The following is a 25,195-nucleotide window of genomic DNA, read 5'->3' as shown; positions in this document are numbered from 1 at the left end:
CTGCTCCAGGAGCTGATCAAGGAGCTGAGACCAAGAGCCGGCCCAGGAGCGGGGCGACCGCTCCTGGGCCGGCTCTTCGGGGCTCAGGACTCGAACGTCGCCGCCAGCGCGTCCGCGAGACCCGGCACGAGGTCGGCCCCGGTCAGGACCTCGTTCGGCGAGTCCTTCTCCCGCAGCCGGATCGCCGCCTCGCGGGCGCCGTTGCGCAGCACCGCCACCGTCATCCGGACCTCCTGACGGTCGGGATGCCGGGCCACCCACTTCGCCAGAGCGGCCTCGTTCAGGCCGTCCGGCACCGACGCCTCGGCCGACGGCGGCAGCATCAGCCGCTCGACCGTCAGCGCGCATCCGGCCACCGCGTCGGGCCAGGCGATGGTGCCGAGGAACTCGTCGAGGGGCTTCCCGGCGGGCAGCTCCTCCTGCTCGATCGGGGTGAACGCGGCGGCTTCGCCGCCGCCGAGGCCGAGCTGGGAGGCGAGCCCCGGCTCCTGGGCGCGCAGCCGGGCGGTGTCGACCAGGGCGAAGAGCCGGGCGGGCCGGTCCCAGCCGAGACCGGAGGCGTACTCGTCGATCTCGAGCACCGCGCGGGTGAGGGGGCTCGCGGCCATGGGGGTGCCGGAAGGGGAAACGTTGGACATGGGGAACATCCTGCCTCCTCATGCCCCGAAGACGGGAACTAGGTAAAGCCTCAGTAAGTTGCACCAGTGGGCTCTACGATCGCGGAGCCTGCTTATCGACGCATCAACCTCGAGGGGCGCACGTTGGCTTTCCAGATGCCGGACCGCGGAGGCGGCGGAGGCCCGTCCGGGCCAAGGATCAGAGTCGGCCGGCCGTCCCGGCGGGCCCGCACCCTGCTCATGACGCTGGGCGTGCTGGCCGTCCTGGCCATGCTGTTCGTCATGTTCGCCGGGTTCTGGACGGACTGGCTCTGGTACCGCTCGGTCCAGTACTCGTCCGTGTTCACGACCACCCTGTGGACCAAGATCGGCCTCTTCGCCGTCTTCGGTCTTCTGATGGGGCTCGCGGTCGGGCTGAACATCTGGCTGGCGTACCGGCTCCGGCCGCCGCTGAGCGCGATGTCGCTGGAGCAGCAGAGTCTCGACCGGTACCGCATGGGCCTGGCGCCCTACAAGAAGTGGGTGCTGCTCGCGATCACCGCCCTGGTGGCCCTGATCGCCGGCGCCTCGGCCTCCGGCCAGTGGCGGACCTGGCTGCTGTGGGTGAACGGCGTGCCGTTCGGCCAGAAGGACCCGCAGTTCCAGCTCGACGTGGCGTTCTACGCCTTCGACCTGCCCTGGTACCGCTTCCTCCTCGCCTTCGGCTTCGCGGCCGCCGTCCTCTCGCTGATCGCCGCCGCGATGACCCACTACCTGTACGGCGGGCTGCGGGTCACCAGCCCCGGCGCGCGCGCCACCGCGGCGGCGACCGGTCACCTCTCGGTGCTGCTCGGCGTCTTCGTCTCGCTGAAGGCCGTGGCGTACTGGCTCGACCGGTACGGCCTGGCCGTGAAGTCCAGCGACTTCAAGGCGGCCGGCAACTGGACGGGCCTGCGGTACGTCGACGCCAACGCCTATCTCCCGGCGAAGACGATCCTCTTCTGCATCGCGGTGATCTGCGCCGTGCTGTTCTTCGCGACGCTGTGGCGCCGCACCTGGCAGCTGCCCGTGATCGGCTTCGGGCTCATGGTCCTCTCGGCCATCCTGATCGGCGGCCTGTACCCGGCCATCGTGCAGAAGTTCCAGGTCCAGCCGAACGAGCAGGCCAAGGAAGCGCCGTACATCCAGAAGAACATCGACGCGACCCGCAAGGCCTACGACATCGCCGGGACGGAGCCGGAGAACTACTCGGGCAAGTCCACGGTCAAGGCCAAGGGCCAGCTGCGCGACGACGCCGACACGGCGGCCAGCTACCGGCTGATCGACCCGAACATCGTCTCGCCGACGTTCCAGCAGCTGGAGCAGAAGCGGAAGTACTACCAGTTCCCCACCACCCTCGACGTGGACCGCTACAACGGCCAGGACACCGTCGTGGGCCTGCGTGAGCTCAACATCAAGGGCATCCCGAAGCGGAACTGGATCAACGACCACTTCACGTACACCCACGGCTATGGCGCGATCATGGCCAAGGGGACGCAGACGGACGCCAACGGCTCCCCGGTGTTCACCGAGGCCGGCCTGCCGACCACGGGCCAGCTCCCCACGTACCAGCAGCGGATCTACTACGGCGAGAAGACCGACCAGTACTCGATCGTCGGCGGGCCGCAGAAGGAGCTGGACTACGAGGAGAACGGCGAGAAGACCACCAGCTACGAAGGCAAGAGCGGGGTCAACCTCTCCACCGCCTTCAACCGCGCCGCCTACGCGGTCGCGTTCAGCGAGCCGCAGATCCTCTACTCGGGGGCCATCGGCGAGGGTTCGCGGATCCTCTACAACCGCACCCCCAAGGAGCGCGTCGAGGCGGTCGCGCCCTGGCTGACCATCGACGGCGACGCCTACCCGGCGGTCGTCGGCGGCAAGATCCAGTGGATCGTCGACGCGTACACGACCACGAACGGCTACCCGTACGCCTCGCGCACCACGCTCGGCGACACCACGGCGGACTCCCTGACCGTGGGCAACCAGCAGCGCGCGGTCGTGGCCCAGCAGAACCAGGTCAACTACATCCGCAACTCGGTCAAGGCCACCGTCGACGCCTACGACGGCACGGTCACGCTGTACCAGTGGGACAAGAACGACCCGGTCCTGAAGACGTGGATGAAGGCGTTCCCGGACACCGTGCAGCCGCGCGAGACGATCAAGCCGGAGCTGCTGCAGCACCTGCGCTACCCGCAGGACATGTTCAAGGTCCAGCGTGAGCTCCTCACCCGGTACCACGTGCAGGACCCGGCGCAGTTCTACAGCGGCTCGGACGCCTGGCAGGTGCCGGACGACCCGACCAACCGGGACGGCAACGCGGTCCCGCCGTACTACCTGAGCATGAAGATGCCCGGGGACGACACCCAGCGGTTCTCGCTGACGACGACGTTCACCCCGAACGGGCGGCCCAACCTGGGCGGTTTCATGGCGGTCGACGCCGACGCGGGCAGCAAGGACTACGGCCGTATAAGGCTGTTGCGAGTCACCTCCGAGGTCCCGGGACCCGAGCAGGTGCAGAACAAGCTCAACAGCCTCCCGTCCGTGGCCACGTTCGTCCGGGACATGAAGGGCGCCGACTCCGACATCCAGTACGGCAATCTGCTGACCGTGCCGCTCGACGGAGGCTTCCTCTACGTCGAGCCGGTGTACGCGCAGGGCCGCAACGCGCACTATCCGCTGCTGAAGAAGGTCGCGGTGTCGTACGTGGACGCGGACCAGCCGGACGGTGACACGACCAAGGACACCACGGTGTTCGAGGACAACCTCGCCAAGGCGCTCAACGCGGTCTTCGGGGTGGAGGGCGCGACGCCGCCCGAACAGCCCGAGGAGCCCGGCACCAAGCCGCCGACGACGCCCACCACCAACGACGCCGCCCTGAAGAAGGCCATCGCCGACGCGCAGAAGGCGTACGACGACGGTGAGGCGGCGCTGCAGAAGGGCGACTGGACCGCCTACGGCAAGGCGCAGGAAGCGTTGCAGAAGGCGCTCCAGCAGGCGGCGGACGCCGGCGCCAAGCTGAAGCCGGAGACGGGCAAGAGCGGCGACAAGCCGGCCGGGAACACCGCTCCCAAGCCGTCGACCACGCCGTCCACCAGCGCGAGCCCGCCGAGCGGATGACGGACTCCACCCCGCGTCGTGGTACCTTTACGGAACAACGACGCGGGGTGGAGCAGCTCGGTAGCTCGCTGGGCTCATAACCCAGAGGTCGCAGGTTCAAATCCTGTCCCCGCTACTGAAGACAAGGGCCCGGATCCATCAGGATCCGGGCCCTTGTCGTGCTCGGAAGACGCCACGTGCCCTCCCCGAAGAGCGCGACGGGTGGGGCGAGTTGGGGTGAGTCGTGTTTGACTTGTCACTCTGTGGGCATGTCGACAAAACGCTGAAGTGACCTCACTGGCTGCGGTATACCAGGTGTACGCGCGTTGCGGGTGGTGCGACGATGGAATTTATGGGGGACAGGGCGACTCTGTTGGATACGGGGCGGTTTGTGCGGCGGCACGCCCAGCGTGCCGCGGATGACATCATCGAGGCCGCGGTGGCCGTCGATGAGGCCGTCGACACCACCGCCGAGAACGAGACCGAGACCGAGGCGCGCCACCGGCGAGCCGCCGAGAGCGGCGACACCGCGGCCATGAGTGTGCTCGGCGCGCTGCTGCTGCGCAGGGGAGACCTGGACGGCGCCGAGCCGTACCTGCGTGGCGCCACCGCCGAGGGGGACCGCGCCGCCGCCAACAACCTGGGCGTGCTCCTGCACCAGCGTGGGTACGCCGAGGAGGCCGCCGGATGGTGGCGGGTCGCCGCCGTCGCGGGCTCCGCCCCCGCCGCCCACGCGCTCGGCCGCTACCACCGCGAGCGCGGCGACGAGCCCGCCGCCGAGTACTGGCTGCGCCAGTCCGCCGAGCAGGGCCACGCCCTGGGCGCGTACGCCCTCGCCGACCTGCTGGAACACCGCAGCGACGTCGGCGCGGAGCGCTGGCTGCGCGCCGCCGCGGAGCAGGGCCACCGCGAGGCCGCCTACCGGCTGGCGCGCACCCTGGAGGCCCGGGCCACCGGCACGACGGACGGGGCCGCCACGGCCCCGCACGGCACCGGGACGCGGCTGCGGGCCGCGACGGCGCCCGACGGTCCGGGCGGCCTGCCTTCCGCCGGTGAGCTGAGCGAGGCCGAGCAGTGGTACCGGCAGGCCGCCGCGCGCGGACACCGGCGGGCCGCGCTGCACCTCGGCGCGATCCTGGAGAAGCGCGGCGAGCTGAAGGAGGCCGGCCGCTGGTACCTCAGCTCGGCCAAGGAGGGCGAGGCGAAGGCCGCCTGCGCGCTCGGCTTCCTGCTGCGCGACGCCGGCGACGAGGAGAGCGCCGCCGTGTGGTGGCTGCGCGCCGCCCAGGACGGCGACGGCAACGCCGCCAACGCCCTCGGGGCCCTGCACGCGGCACGGGGCGAACAGCAGACCGCCGAGCGCTGGTACCGCGCCGCCATGGACGCGGGCGACGTGAACGGGGCGTACAACCTCGGGCTGCTCTGCGCCGCCCAGGACCGCACGCAGCAGGCCGAGCAGTGGTACCGCCGGGCCGCCTACGCGGGGCACCGGGAGGCGGCCAACGCGCTCGCCGTGCTGCTCCTCCAGGCCGGGGACGCGGGCGGCGCCGAGCCGTGGTTCTCCAAGGCCGCCGAGGCCGGCAGCGTCGACGCCGCCTTCAATCTCGGCATCCTCTACGCGGGTCGCGACGACGACCACACGGCGCTGAGCTGGTACGAGCGCGCCGCGGCGGCCGGGCACACCGAGGCGGCCCTCCAGGTCGGCATCGCCTGCCTGCGCGACGGCGACGAGCAGGCCGCCGAGCGGCATCTGCGGTGCGCGGCGGGTGGCGGGAGCGCGGAGGCCGCGTTCCGGCTCGCCACCGTGCTCGACGCGCGCCGCCCGGAGCCCGCGCCGCCCGCGCTCGGCGCCCCGCGCGAGGAGAAGAGCGAGTGCGAGGAGTGGTACGAGCGGGCCGCCCAGCAGGGGCACCGGCGCGCGCAGGTACGGGTGGGCATGCTGGCTGCCGCCCGCGGCGACGTGGCCGACGCGGCCCACTGGTACCGCGAGGCGGCCGAGGCGGGCAGCCGCAACGGCGCCTTCAACCTCGGGCTGCTGCTCGCCCGCGAGGGCAGCGAGCGGGAGGCCGCCCTGTGGTGGACCCGCGCCGCCCGCGCCGGGCACGGGCGCGCGGCCCTGCGGCTCGCGCTGCTCGCGGCACGCCGGGGCGAGCTGACGGAGGGGCGGCGCTGGTGCGCCCGCGCGGTGGAGCTGGGTCCCGCCGAGGTGGCCGAGCGCGCCGCACGACTGAGCGAGGCGCTCCACCAGGAGCTGACCGCGTAGCGGCTGATCAGCGATTTGCGCTGGTCGTGGGCGTCCCGTAAGGTTGGGCTCACCGACGCGGGGTGGAGCAGCTCGGTAGCTCGCTGGGCTCATAACCCAGAGGTCGCAGGTTCAAATCCTGTCCCCGCTACTCAGTAGCAAGCGAAGGCCCGGATCCAGTCACTGGATCCGGGCCTTCGCCGTTGCGCGCACGGAAACACCGAAGCACGGAGTCGCCGTAGTACGGAAAAGCCCCCGGACCGAAGTCCGGGGGCTTTCGCGCGTCGGTCTCAGGCGGTCGTGGCGCAGTTCGGGCAGATCCCTCGGTACGTGACCTCGACGTCCGAGATCGTGAAACCGAAGCGCTCCGTGTCCGGCAGGTCCGCCAGCGGGTTGCCCGCCGGGTGGACGTCGCGGATCGCGCCGCAGCGGCCGCAGACCAGGTGCTGGTGCGGTCGGTGGGCGTTCGGGTCGTACCGCTTCGCGCGGCCGTCCGTCGCGACTTCCATGACCTCACCGAGGGTGACCATCTCGCCCAGCGTGTTGTAGACGGTCGCCCGGGAGATCTCGGGCAGTCGCTCCACGGCGCGGGCGTGGACCTCGTCGGCGGTCAGGTGTACGTGATCCCCGTCGAGGACCTCGGCCACCACACGCCGCTGAGCGGTCATCCGCCAGCCGCGGCCGCGCAGTCGTTCCAACAGGTCACTCATGGGGACCAGCCTAACAGTGAAGGGACCAGGTCCCGAACGGGTGTGACTTTGGAAGTTCACTTGACTTAGACAATGTCTATCGTAGGATCGATCCCGGCATTGGCCAAGGGCTCCCACAGGGGCACGGGCCGAGGGACAGGACTCGCAGGAATGACGCAGGAGGCGCACGTGACGCAGGGACCGCTCACCACGGAGGCCGGAGCGCCGGTCGCCGACAATCAGAACAGCGAGACCGCGGGCGTCGGCGGTCCCGTCCTCGTCCAGGACCAGCTCCTCCTCGAGAAGCTCGCCCACTTCAACCGCGAGCGCATCCCGGAGCGAGTGGTCCACGCGCGCGGCGCCGGCGCGTACGGCACCTTCACGCTCACCCGCGACGTCTCGCAGTGGACGCGTGCCGCGTTCCTCTCCGAGGTCGGCAAGCAGACCGAGACGTTCCTGCGCTTCTCCACCGTCGCGGGCAACCTCGGCGCGGCCGACGCGGTGCGCGACCCCCGCGGCTGGGCCCTGAAGTTCTACACCGAAGAGGGCAACTACGACCTCGTCGGCAACAACACCCCGGTGTTCTTCATCAGGGACGCCATCAAGTTCCCGGACTTCATCCACACCCAGAAGCGCGACCCGTACACGGGCTCGCAGGAGGCGGACAACGTCTGGGACTTCTGGGGCCTCTCGCCCGAGTCGACTCACCAGGTGACCTGGCTCTTCGGTGACCGCGGCATCCCCGCCTCGTACCGCCACATGGACGGCTTCGGCTCGCACACCTTCCAGTGGAACAACGAGGCCGGCGAGGTCTTCTGGGTCAAGTACCACTTCAAGACCGACCAGGGCATCAAGTGCCTCACCCAGGAAGAGGCCAACAAGCTCGCCGGTGAGGACCCGGACAGCCACCAGCGCGACCTGCGCGAGGCCATCGAGCGCGGCGACTTCCCGTCCTGGACTGTGCAGGTGCAGATCATGCCGGCGGCCGAGGCGGCGAACTACCGCTTCAACCCGTTCGACCTCACCAAGGTGTGGCCGCACGCGGACTACCCGCCGATCGAGATCGGCAAGCTGGAGCTCAACCGCAACCCGGAGAACATCTTCGCCGAGGTCGAGCAGGCGATCTTCAGCCCCGCGCACTTCGTCCCGGGCATCGGCCCCTCCCCGGACAAGATGCTCCAGGGCCGTCTCTTCGCGTACGGCGACGCCCACCGCTACCGCGTCGGCATCAACGCCGACCACCTGCCGGTGAACCGCCCGCACGCCACCGAGGCGCGTACCCACTCCCGTGACGGCTTCCTGTACGACGGCCGCCACAAGGGTGCGAAGAACTACGAGCCCAACAGCTTCGGCGGTCCGCACCAGATCGACCGCCCGCTGTGGCAGCCGGTCCCGGTGACCGGTGTGACCGGCGACCACGCCGCCCCGATCCACTCCGAGGACAACGACTTCGTGCAGGCGGGCAATCTCTACCGCCTGATGTCCGAGGACGAGAAGGGCCGTCTCGTCGACAACCTGGCGGGCTTCATCGCCAAGGTGTCGCGTGACGACATCGCCGAGCGCGCGATCAGCAACTTCCGCCAGGCGGACGGTGACTTCGGCAAGCGGCTCGAGGCCGCGGTCCAGGCCCTGCGCGGCTGAGGACGCTTGTCGTAGACAGAGAGGGCCGGACTTCCGTGAGGGAGTCCGGCCCTTTCGCGTCACCCGGCCAGCGAGTGCGTGCGCCGATGCGCCGGGGTCCAGCAGCGGATGATGTCGCGCACCGAGACGATGCCCACCGGCCCCGTCCCGTCGAGCACGACCAGATGACGGAACCCGCCGTGCGTCATGGCCGCCGCCGCCTCCTCCAGGGTCCATGTCGGCGCCGCGAAGACGACGTTGTTGGTGGTGTGGGCCCCGACGGTCTCCAGGTCGGGGTTCTGGTCCGCGCCGATCGAGTTGAGGATGTCGCGCTCGGTGAGGATGCCGAGCCCGCTGGTGTCGGTGTCCAGGACTATGGCCGCGCCGACGCGGCGGGCCGACATCAGCCGGGCCGCCTGGCGGAGGGTGTGGGCGGGTCCGAGGGTCAGGACCAGCGTGCTCATGGCGTCACGGACGAGCATGGATGGAGCCACCTCCTTGGTGAACAGGTTCCGCCTTCAACGAGAACCGATTCACAAGTTCACAAGTGGGGGGACTCTCAGAGTGGCACCGGGTGACCGGCTCAACAAGGGGGCGTGCAAGGCGTCCCTGGGGGCGCCCGGGGCGCCCGAGGGGGTCGGCCCGGGCGGTCGCGGCCCGGGTGGTCGCGGCCCGGGCTGTCGCGGCCCGGGTGGTCGGCCGCCGCGGCCGGCCGGTCAGCCCTTCTGGTTGAGATAGCTCAGCAGCTCGCCGTGGAGCAGCCCGTTCGACGCCGCCGCGTTGCCGCTGTGCGGGCCGTGCTGCCCGTCCAGGCCGGTGAAGGTGCCGCCGGCCTCCTGGACGACGATCGCCGTCGCCGCCATGTCCCAGAGGGACAGTTCCGGTTCGGCGCAGATGTCCACCGAGCCCTCGGCGACCATCATGTACGGCCAGAAGTCGCCGTACGCGCGGGTCCGCCAGCAGGCGCGCGTGAGGTCGAGGAAGCCGTCGAGCCGCCCCCGCTCCTCCCAGCCGCTCAGCGAGGAGTACGCGAAGGAGGCGTCCGCGAGCTCCGAAACCTTCGAGACGTGGATCCGGGTCGCCGAGGTCAGGCTGCGGCCGGTGTACGCGCCCGCGCCCTTCGCCGCCCACCAGCGGCGGCCGAGCGCCGGCGCCGAGACCACACCGACGACCGGCTGGAAGCCCGTGTCGCCGGCCTCCATGAGCGCGATCAGCGTGGCCCAGACCGGCACCCCGCGGACGTAGTTCTTCGTGCCGTCGATCGGGTCGATCACCCAGCGGCGCGGGCCCGTGCCCTCGACGCCGTACTCCTCGCCGAGGATCGCGTCGCGCGGCCGTGCCCGCTGGAGCTGACCCCGGATCAGTTCCTCGGCGGCCTTGTCGGCCTCGCTCACAGGCGTCATGTCCGGCTTGGTCTCGACCTTCAGGTCGAGCGCCTTGAACCGGTCCATCGTGGCCGCGTCGGCGGCATCCGCGAGGACATGGGCGAGACGCAGATCATCGTGGTAATCGGCCATGGTCGAAACTCTATCCCCCGAAGGGGGGCGGACCCACGAGAGCCCTTGACAGTGCGTGGCCGCCCGTCAACTCTGTGCGCAGAACCGTTCTGGCCGGGAGGCGACGATGCCTACTGCCCGTGATGCCCTGCTCGACGCCGCGCTCACGGCCGTCGCCCTGCTGCCCTGGTCCGCTGTCCGGATGGTCGACGTCGCCTCCGCCGCCGGCGTCTCGCGGCAGACCCTCTACAACGAGTTCGGCAGCAAGGAGGGGCTCGCCCGCGCCCTGGCGCGGCGAGAGGCGGACGTTTTTCTGCGGGGCGTGGAACGGGTCCTGGCCCGGCCGGCCCCGCCCGAGCGGAACGTCGCCGCCGTCGCCGAGTGGACCGTCGCCGAGGCGGGCGCCCGTCCCCTGCTGCGGGCGCTGCTCACCGGCTGCTGGGGCGAGCGGCTTCCGGCGCCCCGGCCGGCCCGGGCCGGTGCGCGAGCCTCGGCGGTCCCCGCCCAGCGGCGGGCCGACGCGGGGGTGCCGTCGCCCACGGACCTGCTCGGGCAGGCCCGCGACCGGGTGGCGACGGCGCTGGTCGCGGGCGGGGGCGGGTGGGGTGAGAACGCGGAGCGGGCGCTGCGGTGCTGCGAGGTCGTCATGCGCCTCGCCCTGTCCTACGTCGTCGCCCCGGGAACCACGGTCGCGGCGGGCGCGGTCCCGGCGAACGCCGCCGCGCGGGATCAGTGGGCCGAACCCGAGAGCTGGAGGCCGATCACGCCCACGATCACCAGCGTGATCGAGACGATCTTCAAAGTGGACACGATGTCGCCGAGGAAGACCATGCCGTAGATCGCCGTGCCCGCCGCGCCGATGCCCGTCCACACCGCGTACGCCGGACCGACGTCCAGCTTGCGCAGAGCGAGGGTCAGCAGGCCGAAGCTGCCGAGGGCGAACGCGGCGAAGGCGACGGTCGGCCACAGCCGGGTGAATCCGTGCGAGAGCTTGAGGCAGACCGCGAACCCGGTCTCCAGAATCCCGGCGACCACCACCAGCAGCCACGCCATCGTCAGTGCCTCCCACGCCCGTCGGTGACTGCTTCGTCGCACTTGGTGCGATTATGCACTTACCAACGGTGGCCGACCGCAAACGTGCGCGACTCAGTCGCCCTCGCGTCGTTCCCGGGTGGCGAGAAGCCGCCGCAGCGAATTCAGCCGCGCCGGGTCGGCGTGCCCCTCGGCCACCCAGGCGTCCAGCGCGCAGTCCGGCTCGTCGTGGCCGCAGGCGCGCGGACAGTTCTCCGTACCCGGGACGAGGTCGGGGAAGGCGTGGATCACGCGGGACGGATCGACGTGGTTCAGTCCGAAGGAACGCACGCCCGGGGTGTCGATCACCCAGCCGCCCTCGGGGTCGTTCAGCGGGAGGGCGAGCGCCGAGGTGGTGGTGTGCCGGCCGCGCCCCGTGACCGCGTTGACGACCCCGGTGGTCCGCCGGCGGTCCGCCGGCACCAGGGCGTTGACGAGCGTCGTCTTGCCGACACCGGAGTGGCCGACGAACGCCGTGGTCCGCCCCTTCAGATGCTCGTGGACCCGCTCGGCGGCGACCCCGTCCACGAACTCGTCGCGGGTGGTGACCACATACGGCACGCCGAGCGCGCCGTACATCCCCAGCAGCTCGTCCGGCGGGGCCAGGTCCGACTTCGTCAGGACCAGGAGCGGGGTCAGCCCGCCGTCGTACGCGGCGACCAGGCAGCGGTCGATCAGTCGGGGGCGGGGCTCGGGGTCGGCGAGCGCGGTGACGATCGCCAGCTGGTCGGCGTTGGCGACGACCACGCGCTCGAACGGATCGTCGTCGTCGGCCGTGCGACGCAGGACGGAGCTGCGCTCACCGATCCGCACGATCCGGGCCAGCGTGTCCTTCTCGCCGGACAGGTCGCCGACGATGGAGACCCGGTCGCCGACGACGGCGGCCTTGCGGCCCAGCTCCCGCGCCTTCATCGCCAGCACGACCCGGTCGTCCACCAGGCACGTGAGCCGGCCCCGGTCCACGGTGAGGACCATGCCCTCGACCGCGTCCTCGTGCTTGGGGCGGATGTTCGTACGGGGACGGTTGCCCTTGCGGTTGGGCCGCTGGCGGATGTCGTCCTCGTCGGTGTGCTTCCCGTAACGCCGCATGGCTCAGACTCCGAGCATTTCGGTCCACATCCTCGGGAAGTCGGGCAAGGTCTTGGCCGTCGTCGCGACGTTCTCGATCTCCACACCCTTGACCGCGAGGCCGATGATCGCGCCCGCCGTCGCCATCCGGTGGTCGTGGTACGTGTGGAAGACCCCGCCGTGCAGCGGGCGCGGACGGATGTGCAGACCGTCCTCGGTCTCCGTCACATCGCCGCCGAGCCCGTTGATCTCCTTCGTGAGAGCGGCCAGGCGGTCCGTCTCGTGGAGCCGCAGATGGGCGACGCCGCGCAGCGTCGAGGGGGAGTCGGCGAGGGCCGCGACCGCCGCGATGCCGGGGGTCAGCTCGCCGACCTCGCCGAGGTCGACATCGATGCCGTGGATCCGGCCGGTGCCCGTGAAGGTGAGTCCCGCGTCCGTCAGCTCGCAGGAGCCACCCATCTCGGTGAAGATCTCGCGCAGCGCGTCACCGGGCTGGGTGGTCCGGGCGGGCCAGTCGGGGACGGTGACCCGGCCGCCGCTCACGAGGGCCGCGGCCAGGAACGGCTGGGCGTTGGACAGGTCGGGCTCGACGACCAGGTCGCGCCCGAGCAGCGCGGAGGGGGAGACCCGCCAGACGTTCGGCTCACCGCCCGTCTCCGGCTCGTCGACCTGGGCGCCGACCACCCGCAGCATGTCCACGGTCATCCGGATGTGGGGCAGGGAGGGGAGCTTCGTGCCGACATGGCGTACCTCCACCCCCTGGTTGAAGCGGGGCGCCGAGAGCAGCAGGGCGCTGACGAACTGGGAGGACGAGGAGGCGTCGATCTCCACCGGGCCGCCGTCCAGGGCGCCGCCGCCGTGCACGGTCATCGGCAGCGCGCCGCGCCCGTCGTCGTCGATCCGGGCGCCCAGCACCCGCAGCGCGTCGATCACACCGTGCAGCGGCCGCTCGTGCGAACGGGCGTCGCCGTCGAAGTGCACGGGACCGTCGGCGAGGGCGGCGACCGGCGGCAGGAAGCGCATGACCGTGCCGGCGTTGCCCACGTCCACGGTCGCCGGGCCGCGCAGCGCGGCCGGAATGATCCGCCAGGCCTCGCCCGTGCCGTCCGGGCCCACGCCTTCCTCGATCTTCACGCCGAGCGTGCGCAGTGCCTCGGCCATCAGCAGCGTGTCGCGGGAGCGCAGCGGCCGCCGCAGCCAGCCCGGCTCGGCGGCGAGCGCGGCCAGGACCAGGCCGCGGTTGGTGACCGACTTGGATCCGGGCACGGTGACGGTCGCGTCGACGGCGCCACTCGCGTACGGGGCGGGCCAGAGGTCGGAGGTCGGGTCGGCGTGCTCGGTGTGCGCGGAGCTTTCGGTCATGCCCTCACTTTAGTGGGGCCCACACCGACTACAGCCCCAGCAACCAGCGACCGCCGCCGATCAGGGAACAGATCGAGACGGCGTGGAAGAGGAAGAGCCACATCACCGGGTGGGCGTGGGTGAGGCGGGCGAGCTGATCCGCGTCGGAGTCCGGCGCTCCGCCGTGCCGCCGTTTGGCCTGGAGCTCGAAGACCGGACGGACCCCGCCGAGGAGCAGGAACCAGACGACGGAGTACGCGAACGCCGACTGCACGTCCGGTCCGGTCAGCCAGGAGACCAGGAGGAAGGCGCCACCGGTGAGGACGACGGTGAGGGCGCCGTACGCGTTGCGGATCATCACCAGCATGACCAGCAGCAGCGCCGTGGCCACCCACAGCAGGAGGGTGATCCGGTGGGCGGCGAGCAGCCAGGCGCCGCCGAGGCCGAGCAGTGACGGAGCGGTGTAGCCGGCGGCGGCGGTCAGGATCATGCCGATGCCGGTGGGGCGGCCGCGGCTGACCGTGAGCCCGCTGGTGTCCGAGTGCAGCCGGATGCCCTGGAGGCGGCGGCCGGTGAGGAGGGCGATCAGGCCGTGGCCACCCTCGTGGGCGATGGTGACGGCGTTGCGCGACAGGCGCCATGTCGCGCGGGGCGCGGTGGCCGCGAGGGCGGCGAGCGCGGTCACGATCACGAGCCACAGTTCGGGGGCGGGCTGCGTGCCGAGGACTTCGGTCATCTTGGGGACTGGCTCCTCGGCTCGGCTCGGACGGGGCCCGTGCGAAGCACCGTCGTTGAGGGGTGGTGGTCGGGCGACTGGTGGGAGTGGCAGTGTGGCACGTATGTGCGGACGGTATGCGGCGAGTCGTAGGCCCGAGGACCTGGTAGGGATCTTCGAGGTCGAGAAGTGGGAGCCCGAGGAGACCCTGGCTCCGGACTGGAACGTGGCCCCCACCAAGGAGGTCCACGCGGTTCTGGAGCGTCCTGTGAAAGACGCGGGATCACCGCGCCCGGTTCGCCAGCTGCGGACCTTGAAGTGGGGTCTTGTGCCGTCCTGGTCCAAGACGCCCGAGGGCGCGGCCCGGATGATCAACGCGCGGGCCGAGACGGTGGACGAGAAGCCCTCGTTCCGGCGGGCGTTCCAGGCGCGCCGCTGCATCCTCCCCTCGGACGGCTATTACGAGTGGGTGACCGGGGCGGGCGAGCGGGAGCTGGAGGTCGAGGGGAAGAAGAAGCGGCCGCGGAAGCAGCCGTACTTCGTGACTCCGGCGGACGGGTCGGTCTTCGCGATGGCAGGGCTCTACGAGTTCTGGCGGGACCCCACCCTGCCGGACGACCACCCGGCGGCGTGGTGGGTGACGTGCTCCGTCCTCACGACCGAGGCCGACAAGGGGCCGCTGGGCGTGGCGCCGGAGGAGGGTCCCCGGTCGCTCGCCGAGATCCACCCGCGGATGCCGCTGATGCTGACGCCGGACCGGTGGGACGCGTGGCTGGACCCGCGCCGCACCGACACCGACGAGCTCAAGGGCCTCCTCGCGCCCCCGTCGGCGGGCCTCCTCCGCGCCTACCCGGTGGCGACGGCGGTGAGCAACGTCCGCAACAACGGCCCGGAGCTCCTGGAGGAGCTGGAGGGGCCGGAGATCGGCACGTTGTTCTGACGCCTCGGCGTTCCGGCACCTCGGCGTTCCGGCGCCCTGCGGGCCCGCGCGGCAGGATGGGCCCATGAGTCGTACGGAGATCGTGGGGACGGAAGCCGGGGACGCGCGGATCAACTGGCACGCCGGAAAGAAGCCATGGGCGGTGCTGGCCCTGGGACACGGCGCCGGCGGCGGGATCGAGGCCCGGGATCTCACCGCCCTCGCCGCCGCACTGCCCGGCGAGGGGGTGACCGTCGCCCTCGTGGAGCAGCCCTGGCGGGTGGCCGGCAAGAAGCTGGCGCCCGCGCCCAAGACCCTCGACACCGGCTGGCGCGGCCTCTGGCCCGCCCTGGAGAAGCCCGGGCTGCCGGTGATCGCAGGGGGCCGCAGCGCCGGCGCCCGGGTCGCCTGCCGCACCGGCGCGGAGCTCGGCGCCGCCGCCGTGCTCGCCCTGAGCTTCCCGCTGCACCCGCCGGGCAGGCCAGAGCGGTCCCGCGCCGGCGAACTCCTCGGCACCGGCCTGCCCACCCTCGTCGTCCAGGGCGGCAACGACCCCTTCGGCAAGCCCGGGGAGTTCCCCGGAGGCGATCACAGGCTCGTCGAGGTGCCGTACGGCGATCACGGCTTCGCCGTCCCCAAGAAGGCGTCCCTCACCCAGGACGAAGCCCTCGACCTGATCACCCGCGAGGTCTCCTCGTGGGTCGCGTCACTCCGCTCCTGACGGCGGGAATGCCGAGCAAGCGACCACGGTTGTGACGCATGTCGGTGTGAAGAGCAAAGGAAGAGGGAGTCCGTCGCATGGGTTCGACCATCTGCCCCGCGCGTCCGCAGGCCGCTGACCTCGAGTGGACGGTGCTGCCCGCGGCCAAGGTCGCCCCTATTCGGGCGGCGGGCGGAGCGGTTCCTCGTCTATCCTCCGAAACGAGCGGGTCCGCATTCGGGTTCGCCGCAGCGCTGGAGGAGGTGGGTCCGGTCACTGGGACCGACACAGGGACCGACGAAGGCCCCGAGGAGACGACCGCGGAGCGCAACGCGCGCTTCGAGCGGGACGCCCTCGGCTACCTCGACCAGATGTACTCCGCCGCGCTGCGGATGACGCGTAACCCCGCGGACGCCGAGGATCTCGTGCAGGAGACGTACGCCAAGGCGTACGGCTCCTTCCACCAGTTCCGCGAGGGCACCAACCTCAAGGCGTGGCTGTACCGCATTCTCACCAACACCTTCATCAACTCGTACCGCAAGAAGCAGCGTGAGCCCCAGCGCAGCGCTGCCGAGGAGATCGAGGACTGGCAGCTCGCCCGCGCCGAGTCGCACATGTCGACCGGACTGCGCTCCGCCGAGTCGCAGGCCCTCGACCACCTGCCGGACTCCGACGTGAAGGAAGCGCTTCAGGCGATCCCCGAGGAATTCCGCATCGCCGTCTACCTGGCGGACGTAGAGGGCTTTGCGTACAAGGAGATCGCGGACATCATGGGGACACCCATCGGTACGGTGATGTCCCGACTGCACCGGGGCCGCCGCCAGTTGCGCGGCATGCTCGAGGACTACGCCCGCGACCGCGGGCTCGTTCCCGCGGGCGCCGGAGAGTCGTCGAACGATCTGAAAGGCTCGGGCTCATGAGCTGCGGAGAGCCGCACGAGACGGATTGCTCAGAGGTCCTGGATCATCTCTACGAGTTCCTCGATCATGAGATGCCCGACAGCGACTGCACCAAGTTCGAGGTCCACTTCGAGGAGTGCTCCCCGTGCCTGGAGAAGTACGGCCTGGAACAGGCGGTGAAGAAGCTCGTCAAGCGCTGCTGCGGCAGTGACGAGGTGCCCACCGATCTGCGGGCCAAGGTGATGGGCCGGATCGATCTCATCCGCTCGGGCCAGCTGGTGCCCGACGAGGACGTGACGGCGACCGCCCAGGAGTGACCCTCCCACACCCCGCACGCGTCTGAGGGCCGCCGCGATCCGTTCGCGGCGGCCTTCACACATAGATCAGCTTGTATCACCCGATGGTGCGAATCAGCCGCCGTCGGCCCGCCCGCCCCGCCCAACTCGCTAGCGTGACCCGCGTGATGGGCGTGAAGGCGATTCCACCTGCGGCACGTGTATACATCGGCTGCGCCCTCCTCGGCGCCGCCGGGTGCGTCCTGCCGGCGCTGCGCCCCGGCGCGCAGACCCCCTGGAGCGCCGTCGCGCTGCTCGCCGCCCTGTACACCGTCTGCGAGCTGCCCACCCACTGCCGGCTGCTCGGCAGGGCGCTCGGCGGCTCGGCGCCCATGGGGGCCGGCTCCTTCTTCCCGGTCCTGCTCAGCTCCGCGCTGCTGCTGCCGCCCTCCGCCGCCGCGCTCACCGCGCTGCCGGGCGCGCTCCTCGCCCGCGTCGAGCGACGGCCGGCCGGGGTACGCCGGGCGTGGCGGACGGCCCAGCTCGTGATCGCCGTCTGGGCCGCCGCGATGGTCGCGGGCGCCCTGGACGGCCGGCTCGCCCTCGGCGGGGGACCGCACCACCCCGACTTCCCGTACGTCCTGCTCCCCGCCGCGGCCTGCGCCCTCACCTTCTGCCTGGTCCTGACCGCGCTCGACGGCGGTGTCAGGACCGCGGCCGAGGGGGTTCCGCCGCGGACCGCCTGGCGCGGGCTCGGCCGGGCCCTCGCCCCGCACGCGGTGCACGGCCTCGCCGGACTGATGATGGCGGTGCTCTGGCGCAGCACGTACGGTCCCGTCGCCGCGCTCTTCGTCCTGCTGCCGATGTACATCTCCTGCTGGGTCTTCGCCCAGTACCACCGTGAGCACGCCGCGCACCGGGCGACGATCCGGGCCCTCGTCCAGGCCGTCGACATCAAGGACAGGTACACCCGCGGACACAGCGAACGGGTCGGCCGCGCCTCCGTGCTGATCGCCCGTGAGCTGGGGATGGAGGAGGACCGCCTGGAGGTGGTGCGGTTCGCCGGCATCCTCCACGACGTGGGGAAGCTCGGCGTGCCGACCCGGGTGCTGCGGAAGGACGGACCCCTGACCCCGGAGGAGCGCCGGATCATCGAGCTGCACCCGGAGTACGGACACGAGATGGTCCGGGGGATCGGCTTCCTCGGAGAGGCGCGGTCGGCGATCCTCCACCACCACGAACGGATGGACGGCAGCGGCTATCCGTATGGGCTCAGCGGGGCCCAGATCCCCGAATTCGCCCGGGTCGTGGCGGTCGCGGACGCCTTCGACGCGATGACGTCGACCCGCTGTTACAGCCGGGCGCGGCCGGTGGAGAAGGCGGTGGCGGAGCTGGAGCGGTGCGCGGGCACGCATTTCGACCCGCGGATGGTACGGGCGCTGGTGAGGGCGCTCGACCGGTACGGCTGGTCGTCGGCGGTCACCGCCGACGAGCCCCGCCCGCCGGAGACCGACGTCCCTCCGACGCGCACCCGGACCCCCGAGACCCGCCCGCCCGACCCCGCGCCCCCGGGCAGGCAGACCCCGGCGTCCGGTCCCGCGTTCCGGGCGGGGGATGTCCGGGCACCGGGCCCCGTGTCCCCGGACGGGGCGGTCCCCGCCCCGGGGCACGCGCCCCCGGGGCGGCAGGCCCCGGCGTCTGGTCACGTGCCCCCGGGGCGGCAGGTCCCGGCGTCCGGTTCCGCGTCCCGGGAGGGGGCGGTCCCGGCAGCCGGCCATGGGCCCGCCGGGGCCCGCCGAGCGGCCGGACAGGAGGACCGGGCCGCCGGCGGCCGGGCAGGCCACGCGGCCCCGCCGCGGCGGGGGCGGGCGTGAGGGCCGGAGGCGCGATTCCCGGCGCGGTTCGCGCGGCCGCGCTCGCCCTCACGCTCGCCGGGTTCGCCTCCACCCTCTGGAACGGCGTCGACGAGCCCGGCCACGCCCTCGCCTTCGGCGTCCTCATCGCGCTCGGCGAGCTCGCCCGCCGCGGCGCCCTGCCCGGTGACAGGGAGCCCGCGCCGCTCGCCTCCGCCGGAGCCCTCGCGTACGCCCTGCTCGGCGAGAGCGCGGGCGGCGGCACGAGCCACGGCGTCCTCCAGATCGTCGCCGTCGTCGTCGCCGGCGGACTCGCCGGGCTCGTCCCGCACATCGCCCGCGGCAGCGGCCCCGACCTCGACCACCTGGCCCGGCGCATCCTCAGCGTCGGCTTCGCCGCCCTCTGCTTCCAGCCGCTCTACAACGCCGGCGCGGTCACCACCGTCCTCGGCCACGGTCCCTCCTACGCCCTCTTCCTGCTCCTCCTGCTCCTGCTCACCGCCCTGTGCGACGCCGTGCTCGCCGCCCTGATGCTCCGCGCCCGCAAGGGCTACCCTTACGGCCCCCTGCTCCGAGAGGAGCTGCGCGCCCTCCTCGGCATCGGCTCCGCCGTCTGCGCCACCGGCGCCGTGATGGCCCTCGGCGTGGCCGTCGCCGGGCTGTGGGCGCTGCCCGTCTTCTGCGTCCCGCTCCTCCTCACCCAGGTCTCCTTCCGCCGGTTCACCGCCGTGCGCACCACCAACCGGCAGACCATCGCGTCCCTCGCCCGCGCCACCGAGATCGCCGGCTACACCTCTCCCGGGCACGCCCGCCGCGTCGCGGCCCTGAGCGGCGCCGTCGGGCGCGAGCTCGGCCTCTCCGAGCCCGACCTGACCGTCCTGGAGTACGCGGCGCTCATGCACGACATCGGGCAGCTCTCCCTCGTCGACCCGGTGCCCGAGGGCGCCACCGCTCTCCTCCCGGCCGAGGAGCAGCGCCGGATCGCGCTCCTCGGCGGCGCCGTCGTCCGCCAGACCGGCGTCCCGGCCGCCGTGGCCGTCATCGTGGAGCGCCAGGCCGACCCGTACCACGAGCAGCCCCTGCCCGCCCGGATCGTCCGTACCGTCAACGCCTACGACGACCTCGCCGCCGGCAGTGCCTGCGGGGCGCTCACCGCCCTGGAACGGCTCCGCCTGGCCACCGCCCGCGACCACCACCCCGAGGTCGTCGAATCCCTGGCCCGCGTCCTCGCACGCGGTGACGGAGCGGGGAGCATCGCCCCCGTCCCTCCTGGGTAACCCATGGGTAATGAGCGCGCGTCCAACCGGGCATGGTTGGATGCGAACAAGAGGGTGAAGCGACCGGCAGGCGGGAAACGTGAGGATCTTCGGGAAGGTACGGCATCGGCCCTCCGCCTCGTGGCGGCAGGCCACCGACCGCGCGTTCACGCTGATCGGTGACGGCCGGTACGAGGACGCGGGCGCGCTGCTGACGCGCGCGGCGGACCTGGAGCCCTGGCTCTCGGAGTCCTGGTTCAACCTGGCGCTGCTGCACAAGTTCCGGCACGACTGGGAGCAGGCGCGGGCCGCCGGGCTGCGCGCCGTCGCGCTGCTCGACAAGGAGACCGGCGCCCCGGACTGGTGGAACGTCGGCATCGCGGCCACCGCGCTCCAGGACTGGCCGCTGGCCCGCCGCGCCTGGCAGGCGTACGGATTGAAGGTGCCCGGGGCCTCCGCGGGCACCGGGGAGCCGGCCGGGATGGACCTGGGCAGCGCCGCCGTCCGGCTCTCGCCCGAGGGCGAGGCCGAGGTCGTGTGGGGCCGCAGGCTCGACCCGGCCCGTATCGAGGTCCTCTCCATCCCGCTGCCGTCCTCCGGCCGCCGCTGGGGCGAGGTCGTCCTGCACGACGGAGTGCCCAACGGCGAGCGGACCACCACCGCGGGGCCGTCCTATCCCGTCTTCGACGAGATCGAGCTGTGGGCCCCGTCACCCGTCCCGACCTGGGTGGTCCTCCTGGAGGCCGCCACCGAGGCCGACCGGGACGCGCTGGAGCAGCTCGCCGCCGACGCCGGCTTCGCCGCCGAGGACTGGTCGTCCTCGGTCCGCCTGCTCTGCCGCGCCTGCTCGGAGTCGACCATGCCGAGCGCCGAGGGCGAGGGCGAGCACCTCGACCCCCACGACCACAGCGAACCGGGCCACCCCGGACCGCTGGGCCACCGCTCGCCCGGCGAGCTGTGGGTCCCCGAGCGCGAGTGCGGCATCGCGGCGCCCGTCGGCCTGGTCCGCGGGCTCCTCGACGGGTGGGTCGCGGACAGCCCCGACAGCCGTGAGTGGCGGGATCTCGAAGAAGTCTGCTGACGGCTGCCCGTAGGCTGTACGGGATCGATTACCGGGGTTCTAGGAAGGCGTGCGGCGGACATGGCGCAGCAGGAGACGGACGAGCAGATCAACGACGGGTTCGTCGTCGACACGGAGGACTGCGAGGCGCGGGAGCTCGCGTACCGCGAGCGTGGCACGGCGCGCCCGATCACGGTCGTCGGCAACCCGGTGCTCCACCGGGAGTGCAAGGACGTCACCGAGTTCGACGACAAGCTCGCGGCGCTGATCGACGACATGTTCGCCAGCCAGAAGGCGGCCGAGGGCGTCGGCCTGGCCGCCAATCAGATCGGCGTGGACCTCAAGGTCTTCGTCTACGACTGCCCGGACGACGAGGGCGTGCGGCACACCGGTGTCGTGGTCAACCCGGTCCTGGAGGAGCTGCCGGCCGAGCTGCGGGTCCTGGACGAGTCCAACGAGGGCTGCCTGTCCGTGCCGACCGCCTACGCCGAGCTGGCCCGCCCCGACTACGCCGTCGTCCGCGGCCAGGACGCGCAGGGCAACCCGATCAAGGTCCGCGGTGCCGGCTACTTCGCCCGCTGCCTCCAGCACGAGACGGACCACCTGTACGGCTACCTGTACATCGACCGGCTCTCCAAGCGGGACCGTAAGGACGCGCTGAAGCAGATGGCCGAGGGTACGCCGCGCTACGAGACCGTCCCGAACGACTGACCCGCGGCGACCGAGGTACGACAGAAGGGGCCCCGCTCGAAGCGAGCGGGGCCCCTTCTGTTCACAGGCCCGGCCTAGAAGTCCTCGTCGAGGTCCACCGAGCCCTCGACCGCCACCTGGTAGGCGGACGGGCGGCGCTCGAAGAAGTTCGTCAGCTCCTGGACGCCCTGGAGCTCCATGAACGCGAACGGGTTCTCGGAGCCGTACACGGGGGCGAAGCCCAGGCGCTGCAGCCGCTGGTCGGCGACGCACTGCAGGTACTCGCGCATCGACTCGGTGTTCATGCCCGGCAGCCCGTCGCCGCACAGGTCGCGGCCGAACTGCAGCTCCGCCTCCACGGCCTCCTTCAGCATGTCGGTGACCTGTCGCTGGAGCGCGTCGTCGAAGAGCTCCGGCTCCTCTTTGCGGACGGTGTCCACGACCTCGAAGGCGAAGTTCATGTGCATCGTCTCGTCGCGGAAGACCCAGTTGGTGCCGGTGGCCAGGCCGTGCAGCAGGCCGCGGGAGCGGAACCAGTAGACGTAGGCGAAGGCGCCGTAGAAGAACAGGCCCTCGATGCACGCGGCGAAGCAGATCAGGTTGAGCAGGAAGCGGCGCCGGTCGGCCTGCGTCTCCAGACGGTCGATCTTCTCGACAGAGTCCATCCAGCGGAAGCAGAACTGCGCCTTCTCGCGGATCGAGGGGATGTTCTCGACGGCGGCGAACGCGGCGGCGCGGTCGTCCGGGTCGGGGAGGTAGGTGTCGAGCAGCGTCAGATAGAACTGGACGTGCACGGCCTCCTCGAACAGCTGACGCGACAGGTACAGCCGCGCCTCGGGGGAGTTGATGTGCTTGTAGAGCGTCAGCACCAGGTTGTTCGCCACGATCGAGTCGCCCGTCGCGAAGAACGCGACCAGCCGGCCGATCATGTGCTGCTCACCGGGGGTGAGCTTGGCGAGGTCGGCGACGTCGGAGTGGAGGTCGACCTCCTCCACCGTCCAGGTGTTCTTGATCGCGTCCCGGTAGCGCTCGTAGAAGTCCGGGTAGCGCATGGGACGCAGGGTCAGCTCGAAGCCCGGGTCGAGGAGATTCTTTTCAACGGACATCACTGGCAGGCCTCGCAGGACTCGGGGTTTTCCAGGGAGCAGGCGACCGCGTCGGGGTCGGCGGCCTGCTGGACGGGGATGGGCGTCGCGGACGCCGCGCGGGCGATCCGGGTCGCCGGGCGGGAGCGCAGGTAGTACGTCGTCTTCAGGCCCTGCTTCCAGGCGTACGCGTACATCGACGACAGCTTGCCGATCGTCGGCGTCTCCAGGAACAGGTTCAGGGACTGCGACTGGTCCAGGAACGGGGTCCTGGCCGCCGCCATGTCGATGAGGCCGCGCTGCGGGATCTCCCACGCCGTGCGGTACAGCTCGCGGACCTCGGCCGGGATCCAGCTGAACCCCTGCACCGAGCCACTCGCCTCGCGCAGCGCCTCACGGGTCTGCGCGTCCCACACGCCGAGCTTCTTCAGCTCGTCCACGAGGTACGCGTTGACCTGAAGGAACTCACCGCTGAGCGTCTCGCGCTTGAAGAGGTTGGAGACCTGCGGCTCGATGCACTCGTACACGCCCGCGATCGAGGCGATGGTCGCCGTCGGCGCGATGGCGAGGAGGAGGCTGTTGCGCATGCCGACGGCCGCGATCCGCTCGCGCAGCGCCGCCCAGCGCTCCGGCCAGTTCAGCTCGACGTCGTAGTGGTCGGGGTGCAGGACACCGCGGGCCGCGCGGGTCTTCTCCCAGGCCGGCAGCGGGCCGTTGCGCTCGGCGAGGTCGGCCGACGCCTCGTACGCGGCGAGCATGATCCGCTCGGCGATCCGGGTGGACAGGGCGCGCGCCTCGGCGGAGTCGAAGGGCAGCCGCAGCCGGAAGAAGACGTCCTGGAGGCCCATCGCGCCGAGGCCCACCGGCCGCCAGCGGGAGTTGGAGCGCCCGGCCTGCTCGGTCGGGTAGAAGTTGATGTCCACGACCCGGTCGAGGAACGTGACGGCCGTACGGACGGTCGCGTCGAGCCGTTCCCAGTCGATGTCGGAACCGGCCACGAACGCGCCCAGGTTCACGGAGCCCAGGTTGCAGACCGCCGTCTCGCCGTCGTCCGTGACCTCGAGGATCTCCGTGCAGAGGTTGGAGGAGTGGACCGTGTGGCCGGGCTCCGCCGTCTGGTTGGCCGTGCGGTTGGAGGCGTCCTTGAAGGTCATCCAGCCGTTGCCGGTCTGGGCCAGCGTCCGCATCATCCGGCCGTACAGGTCGCGGGCCGGCATGGTCTTGCGGGCCAGGCCGGCCGCCTCGGCGGCGCGGTAGGCGGCGTCGAACTCCTCGCCCCACAGGTCGACCAGCTCGGGAACGTCCGCCGGGGAGAAGAGCGACCACTCGGCGTCGGCGTTCACCCGGCGCATGAACTCGTCCGGGATCCAGTGCGCCAGGTTGAGGTTGTGCGTACGCCGCTGGTCCTCACCGGTGTTGTCGCGCAGCTCCAGGAACTCCTCGATGTCCGCGTGCCAGGTCTCCAGGTAGACCGCGGCCGCGCCCTTGCGCCGCCCGCCCTGGTTCACGGCGGCGACGGAGGCGTCCAGGGTCTTCAGGAACGGGACGATGCCGTTGGAGTGGCCGTTGGTGCCGCGGATCAGGGAACCGCGGGCGCGGACGCGGGAGTAGGAGAGCCCGATGCCGCCCGCGTGCTTGGAGAGCCGCGCGACCTGGTGGTAGCGGTCGTAGATCGAGTCCAGCTCGTCCAGCGGGGAGTCGAGCAGGTAGCAGGACGACATCTGCGGGTGGCGGGTGCCGGAGTTGAAGAGCGTGGGGGAGGAGGGCAGGTAGTCGAGCCGGCTCATCAGGCCGTACAGCGCGGCGACCTCGTCCAGGGCGCGGACGGTGTCGTCCTCGGCGAGACCGCAGGCCACGCGCAGCATGAAGTGCTGGGGGGTCTCGATCACCTTGCGGGTGATCGGGTGGCGCAGCAGGTAGCGGGAGTAGAGGGTGCGCAGACCGAAGTAGCCGAAGCGGTCGTCTCCCGCCGGGTCGAGGAGGGCGTCGAGCCGCTCGGCGTGCAGTGCGACGAACTCGGCCGTGCGGTCGGCGATGAGGCCCTCGCGGTGACCGACGGCGACCGAGGCGGAGAAGGAGACCGCGCCCTGGCCGGCCGCCTCCTCGGCGATGGTGACGGTCAGGAGCCGGGCGGCGAGCCGGGAGTACGCGGGGTCCTCGGCGATCAGACCGGCGGCCGCCTCGGTGGCCAGTTCGCGCAGCTCCGCCTCGTCCGAGCCGGCGTTGCGGCCGCGCAGCGCGGCGGCGGCGACCTTGCCGGGGTCGGTGTCGGTGAGGTCGGCGGTGAGGTCGGTCAGGGTCCGCAGGAGCACGGTCCCGGGGCCGTCGCCCTCGGTTCCGCTCCGGACTCCGTCGCTCTCGATCGCTGTGGCCGGATCGGCGGGCGCGATGGTCACGTGGGGGCTCTCCCTCGCTCGGCTCGGGGCCGTCGGGGGGAGGCGGGCAGCCGCGCGCCCGTACGCAGGGCAGCGCCGCGCCACGGCCC

Annotated in this window: 21 protein-coding genes, 2 tRNA genes and 1 pseudogene; 14 read left to right on the top strand and 10 right to left on the bottom strand. The window is 71.8% G+C overall.

The genetic code is table 11. The features are described from left to right. Positions 1–83 precede the first annotated feature (83 nt). Entirely contained in the window at positions 84–638 is a 555-nt protein-coding gene (locus IE136_RS13825; protein WP_158990238.1) for a PPA1309 family protein, read from the bottom strand. A gap of 135 nt (positions 639–773) precedes the next feature. Here IE136_RS13825 and IE136_RS13820 point away from each other — a divergent pair, with 135 nt between their 5' ends. The 4 genes from IE136_RS13820 (at position 774) to IE136_RS13805 (ending at position 6,124) form a co-directional block, all read left to right on the top strand. Further along, the gene (locus IE136_RS13820; RefSeq protein ID WP_229818830.1) at positions 774–3,752 is read left to right on the top strand and encodes a UPF0182 family membrane protein; all 2,979 of its coding nucleotides are present in this window, start codon (positions 774–776) and stop codon (positions 3,750–3,752) included. Between the two features lie 41 nt (positions 3,753–3,793). Beyond that, a tRNA-Met gene (locus IE136_RS13815) sits at positions 3,794–3,867 on the top strand. A 207-nt stretch (positions 3,868–4,074) separates the two neighbouring features. Continuing rightward, complete coding sequence (locus IE136_RS13810) at positions 4,075–5,994, top strand: tetratricopeptide repeat protein (protein WP_189600470.1); 1,920 nt, start codon at positions 4,075–4,077, stop codon at positions 5,992–5,994. 56 nt (positions 5,995–6,050) lie between these two features. Further along, positions 6,051–6,124, top strand: a tRNA-Met gene (locus tag IE136_RS13805). A 139-nt stretch (positions 6,125–6,263) separates the two neighbouring features. Here IE136_RS13805 and IE136_RS13800 read toward each other — a convergent pair. Continuing rightward, positions 6,264–6,683 (bottom strand): Fur family transcriptional regulator, encoded by a 420-nt coding sequence (locus IE136_RS13800; RefSeq protein WP_158990242.1) that lies wholly within the window; start codon positions 6,681–6,683, stop codon positions 6,264–6,266. 168 nt (positions 6,684–6,851) lie between these two features. On the opposite strand from IE136_RS13800, the gene IE136_RS13795 reads away from it, so the two are divergent. Continuing rightward, the gene (locus IE136_RS13795) at positions 6,852–8,303 is read left to right on the top strand and encodes a catalase (RefSeq protein WP_189600469.1); all 1,452 of its coding nucleotides are present in this window, start codon (positions 6,852–6,854) and stop codon (positions 8,301–8,303) included. Between the two features lie 59 nt (positions 8,304–8,362). Here IE136_RS13795 and IE136_RS13790 read toward each other — a convergent pair whose 3' ends face one another. After that, on the bottom strand, positions 8,363–8,764 hold the full coding sequence (locus tag IE136_RS13790) for a CBS domain-containing protein (RefSeq protein WP_158990245.1): 402 nt from the start codon (positions 8,762–8,764) through the stop codon (positions 8,363–8,365). A gap of 234 nt (positions 8,765–8,998) precedes the next feature. Next, positions 8,999–9,799, bottom strand: a complete 801-nt coding sequence (gene hisN, locus IE136_RS13785; protein WP_158990247.1) for a histidinol-phosphatase — start codon at positions 9,797–9,799, stop codon at positions 8,999–9,001. A 106-nt stretch (positions 9,800–9,905) separates the two neighbouring features. Here hisN and IE136_RS13780 point away from each other — a divergent pair, with 106 nt between their 5' ends. Further along, positions 9,906–10,616 (top strand): TetR/AcrR family transcriptional regulator, encoded by a 711-nt coding sequence (locus tag IE136_RS13780; protein WP_158990249.1) that lies wholly within the window; start codon positions 9,906–9,908, stop codon positions 10,614–10,616. On the opposite strand, the gene IE136_RS13775 is transcribed toward IE136_RS13780, so the two are convergent. From IE136_RS13775 to IE136_RS13760, 4 genes are all read right to left on the bottom strand, one after another. Then, positions 10,508–10,831, bottom strand: coding sequence for a DMT family transporter (locus IE136_RS13775; protein ID WP_158994679.1), 324 nt, complete (start codon positions 10,829–10,831; stop codon positions 10,508–10,510). The two genes, IE136_RS13780 and IE136_RS13775, sit on opposite strands and share 109 nt — an antisense overlap. Before the next feature lie 93 nt (positions 10,832–10,924). Further along, positions 10,925–11,938, bottom strand: a complete 1,014-nt coding sequence (gene rsgA, locus IE136_RS13770; protein ID WP_158990251.1) for a ribosome small subunit-dependent GTPase A — start codon at positions 11,936–11,938, stop codon at positions 10,925–10,927. Between the two features lie 3 nt (positions 11,939–11,941). Beyond that, positions 11,942–13,279 carry a 3-phosphoshikimate 1-carboxyvinyltransferase gene (gene aroA, locus IE136_RS13765; protein ID WP_158990253.1) on the bottom strand — a complete coding sequence of 446 codons (1,338 nt, stop codon included), beginning with the start codon at positions 13,277–13,279 and terminating at the stop codon, positions 11,942–11,944. A gap of 28 nt (positions 13,280–13,307) precedes the next feature. Then, positions 13,308–13,994: a M50 family metallopeptidase gene (locus IE136_RS13760; protein ID WP_158990255.1), complete on the bottom strand. Its 687-nt coding sequence runs from the start codon at positions 13,992–13,994 to the stop codon at positions 13,308–13,310. Between the two features lie 103 nt (positions 13,995–14,097). Here IE136_RS13760 and IE136_RS13755 point away from each other — a divergent pair, with 103 nt between their 5' ends. The 8 genes and pseudogenes from IE136_RS13755 (at position 14,098) to def (ending at position 21,646) form a co-directional block, all read left to right on the top strand. Further along, entirely contained in the window at positions 14,098–14,913 is an 816-nt protein-coding gene (locus IE136_RS13755; RefSeq protein ID WP_158990257.1) for an SOS response-associated peptidase, read from the top strand. Positions 14,914–14,977: 64 nt separating this feature from the next. Next, positions 14,978–15,613: an alpha/beta hydrolase family protein gene (locus IE136_RS13750; protein ID WP_189600468.1), complete on the top strand. Its 636-nt coding sequence runs from the start codon at positions 14,978–14,980 to the stop codon at positions 15,611–15,613. Between the two features lie 242 nt (positions 15,614–15,855). Next, positions 15,856–16,512, top strand: coding sequence for a sigma-70 family RNA polymerase sigma factor (locus IE136_RS13745; RefSeq protein WP_189600590.1), 657 nt, complete (start codon positions 15,856–15,858; stop codon positions 16,510–16,512). Continuing rightward, positions 16,509–16,808 (top strand): mycothiol system anti-sigma-R factor, encoded by a 300-nt coding sequence (rsrA, locus tag IE136_RS13740; RefSeq protein WP_158990263.1) that lies wholly within the window; start codon positions 16,509–16,511, stop codon positions 16,806–16,808. Before IE136_RS13745 ends, rsrA begins: the two co-directional genes overlap by 4 nt. Positions 16,809–16,960: 152 nt before the next feature. After that, positions 16,961–18,349: pseudogene (locus tag IE136_RS13735) on the top strand (HD-GYP domain-containing protein); the annotation flags it as partial. 287 nt (positions 18,350–18,636) lie between these two features. Next, entirely contained in the window at positions 18,637–19,896 is a 1,260-nt protein-coding gene (locus IE136_RS13730; protein WP_158990265.1) for an HD-GYP domain-containing protein, read from the top strand. A gap of 79 nt (positions 19,897–19,975) precedes the next feature. Then, positions 19,976–20,956: a tetratricopeptide repeat protein gene (locus IE136_RS13725; protein WP_158990267.1), complete on the top strand. Its 981-nt coding sequence runs from the start codon at positions 19,976–19,978 to the stop codon at positions 20,954–20,956. Positions 20,957–21,016: 60 nt separating this feature from the next. After that, positions 21,017–21,646, top strand: coding sequence for a peptide deformylase (def, locus tag IE136_RS13720; protein WP_189600467.1), 630 nt, complete (start codon positions 21,017–21,019; stop codon positions 21,644–21,646). A 74-nt stretch (positions 21,647–21,720) separates the two neighbouring features. Here def and IE136_RS13715 read toward each other — a convergent pair whose 3' ends face one another. Both IE136_RS13715 and IE136_RS13710 read right to left on the bottom strand, forming a co-directional pair. Further along, complete coding sequence (locus IE136_RS13715; protein WP_158990271.1) at positions 21,721–22,731, bottom strand: ribonucleotide-diphosphate reductase subunit beta; 1,011 nt, start codon at positions 22,729–22,731, stop codon at positions 21,721–21,723. After that, positions 22,731–25,106, bottom strand: a complete 2,376-nt coding sequence (locus IE136_RS13710; RefSeq protein ID WP_158990273.1) for a ribonucleoside-diphosphate reductase subunit alpha — start codon at positions 25,104–25,106, stop codon at positions 22,731–22,733. Before IE136_RS13710 ends, IE136_RS13715 begins: the two co-directional genes overlap by 1 nt. Positions 25,107–25,195 lie beyond the last annotated feature (89 nt).

This window comes from Streptomyces lateritius (assembly GCF_014649715.1).
In the GTDB taxonomy this organism is placed as follows: Bacteria; Actinomycetota; Actinomycetes; order Streptomycetales; family Streptomycetaceae; genus Streptomyces; species Streptomyces lateritius.
Note: the sequence above shows the minus strand (reverse complement) of the source record. Positions and strands in the feature narration are given on the sequence as shown.

Coding starts and splice junctions, on each gene's coding strand:
- IE136_RS13715 (WP_158990271.1), bottom strand. CDS start 22,731: ATGTCCGTTGAAAAGAATCTCCTCGACCCGGGCTTCGAGCTGACCCTG.
- IE136_RS13755 (WP_158990257.1), top strand. CDS start 14,098: ATGTGCGGACGGTATGCGGCGAGTCGTAGGCCCGAGGACCTGGTAGGG.
- aroA (WP_158990253.1), bottom strand. CDS start 13,279: ATGACCGAAAGCTCCGCGCACACCGAGCACGCCGACCCGACCTCCGAC.
- IE136_RS13825 (WP_158990238.1), bottom strand. CDS start 638: ATGTCCAACGTTTCCCCTTCCGGCACCCCCATGGCCGCGAGCCCCCTC.
- IE136_RS13820 (WP_229818830.1), top strand. CDS start 774: ATGCCGGACCGCGGAGGCGGCGGAGGCCCGTCCGGGCCAAGGATCAGA.
- def (WP_189600467.1), top strand. CDS start 21,017: ATGGCGCAGCAGGAGACGGACGAGCAGATCAACGACGGGTTCGTCGTC.
- IE136_RS13780 (WP_158990249.1), top strand. CDS start 9,906: ATGCCTACTGCCCGTGATGCCCTGCTCGACGCCGCGCTCACGGCCGTC.
- IE136_RS13810 (WP_189600470.1), top strand. CDS start 4,075: ATGGAATTTATGGGGGACAGGGCGACTCTGTTGGATACGGGGCGGTTT.
- IE136_RS13775 (WP_158994679.1), bottom strand. CDS start 10,831: ATGGCGTGGCTGCTGGTGGTGGTCGCCGGGATTCTGGAGACCGGGTTC.
- rsgA (WP_158990251.1), bottom strand. CDS start 11,938: ATGCGGCGTTACGGGAAGCACACCGACGAGGACGACATCCGCCAGCGG.
- rsrA (WP_158990263.1), top strand. CDS start 16,509: ATGAGCTGCGGAGAGCCGCACGAGACGGATTGCTCAGAGGTCCTGGAT.
- IE136_RS13760 (WP_158990255.1), bottom strand. CDS start 13,994: ATGACCGAAGTCCTCGGCACGCAGCCCGCCCCCGAACTGTGGCTCGTG.
- IE136_RS13800 (WP_158990242.1), bottom strand. CDS start 6,683: ATGAGTGACCTGTTGGAACGACTGCGCGGCCGCGGCTGGCGGATGACC.
- IE136_RS13790 (WP_158990245.1), bottom strand. CDS start 8,764: ATGCTCGTCCGTGACGCCATGAGCACGCTGGTCCTGACCCTCGGACCC.
- IE136_RS13750 (WP_189600468.1), top strand. CDS start 14,978: ATGAGTCGTACGGAGATCGTGGGGACGGAAGCCGGGGACGCGCGGATC.
- hisN (WP_158990247.1), bottom strand. CDS start 9,799: ATGGCCGATTACCACGATGATCTGCGTCTCGCCCATGTCCTCGCGGAT.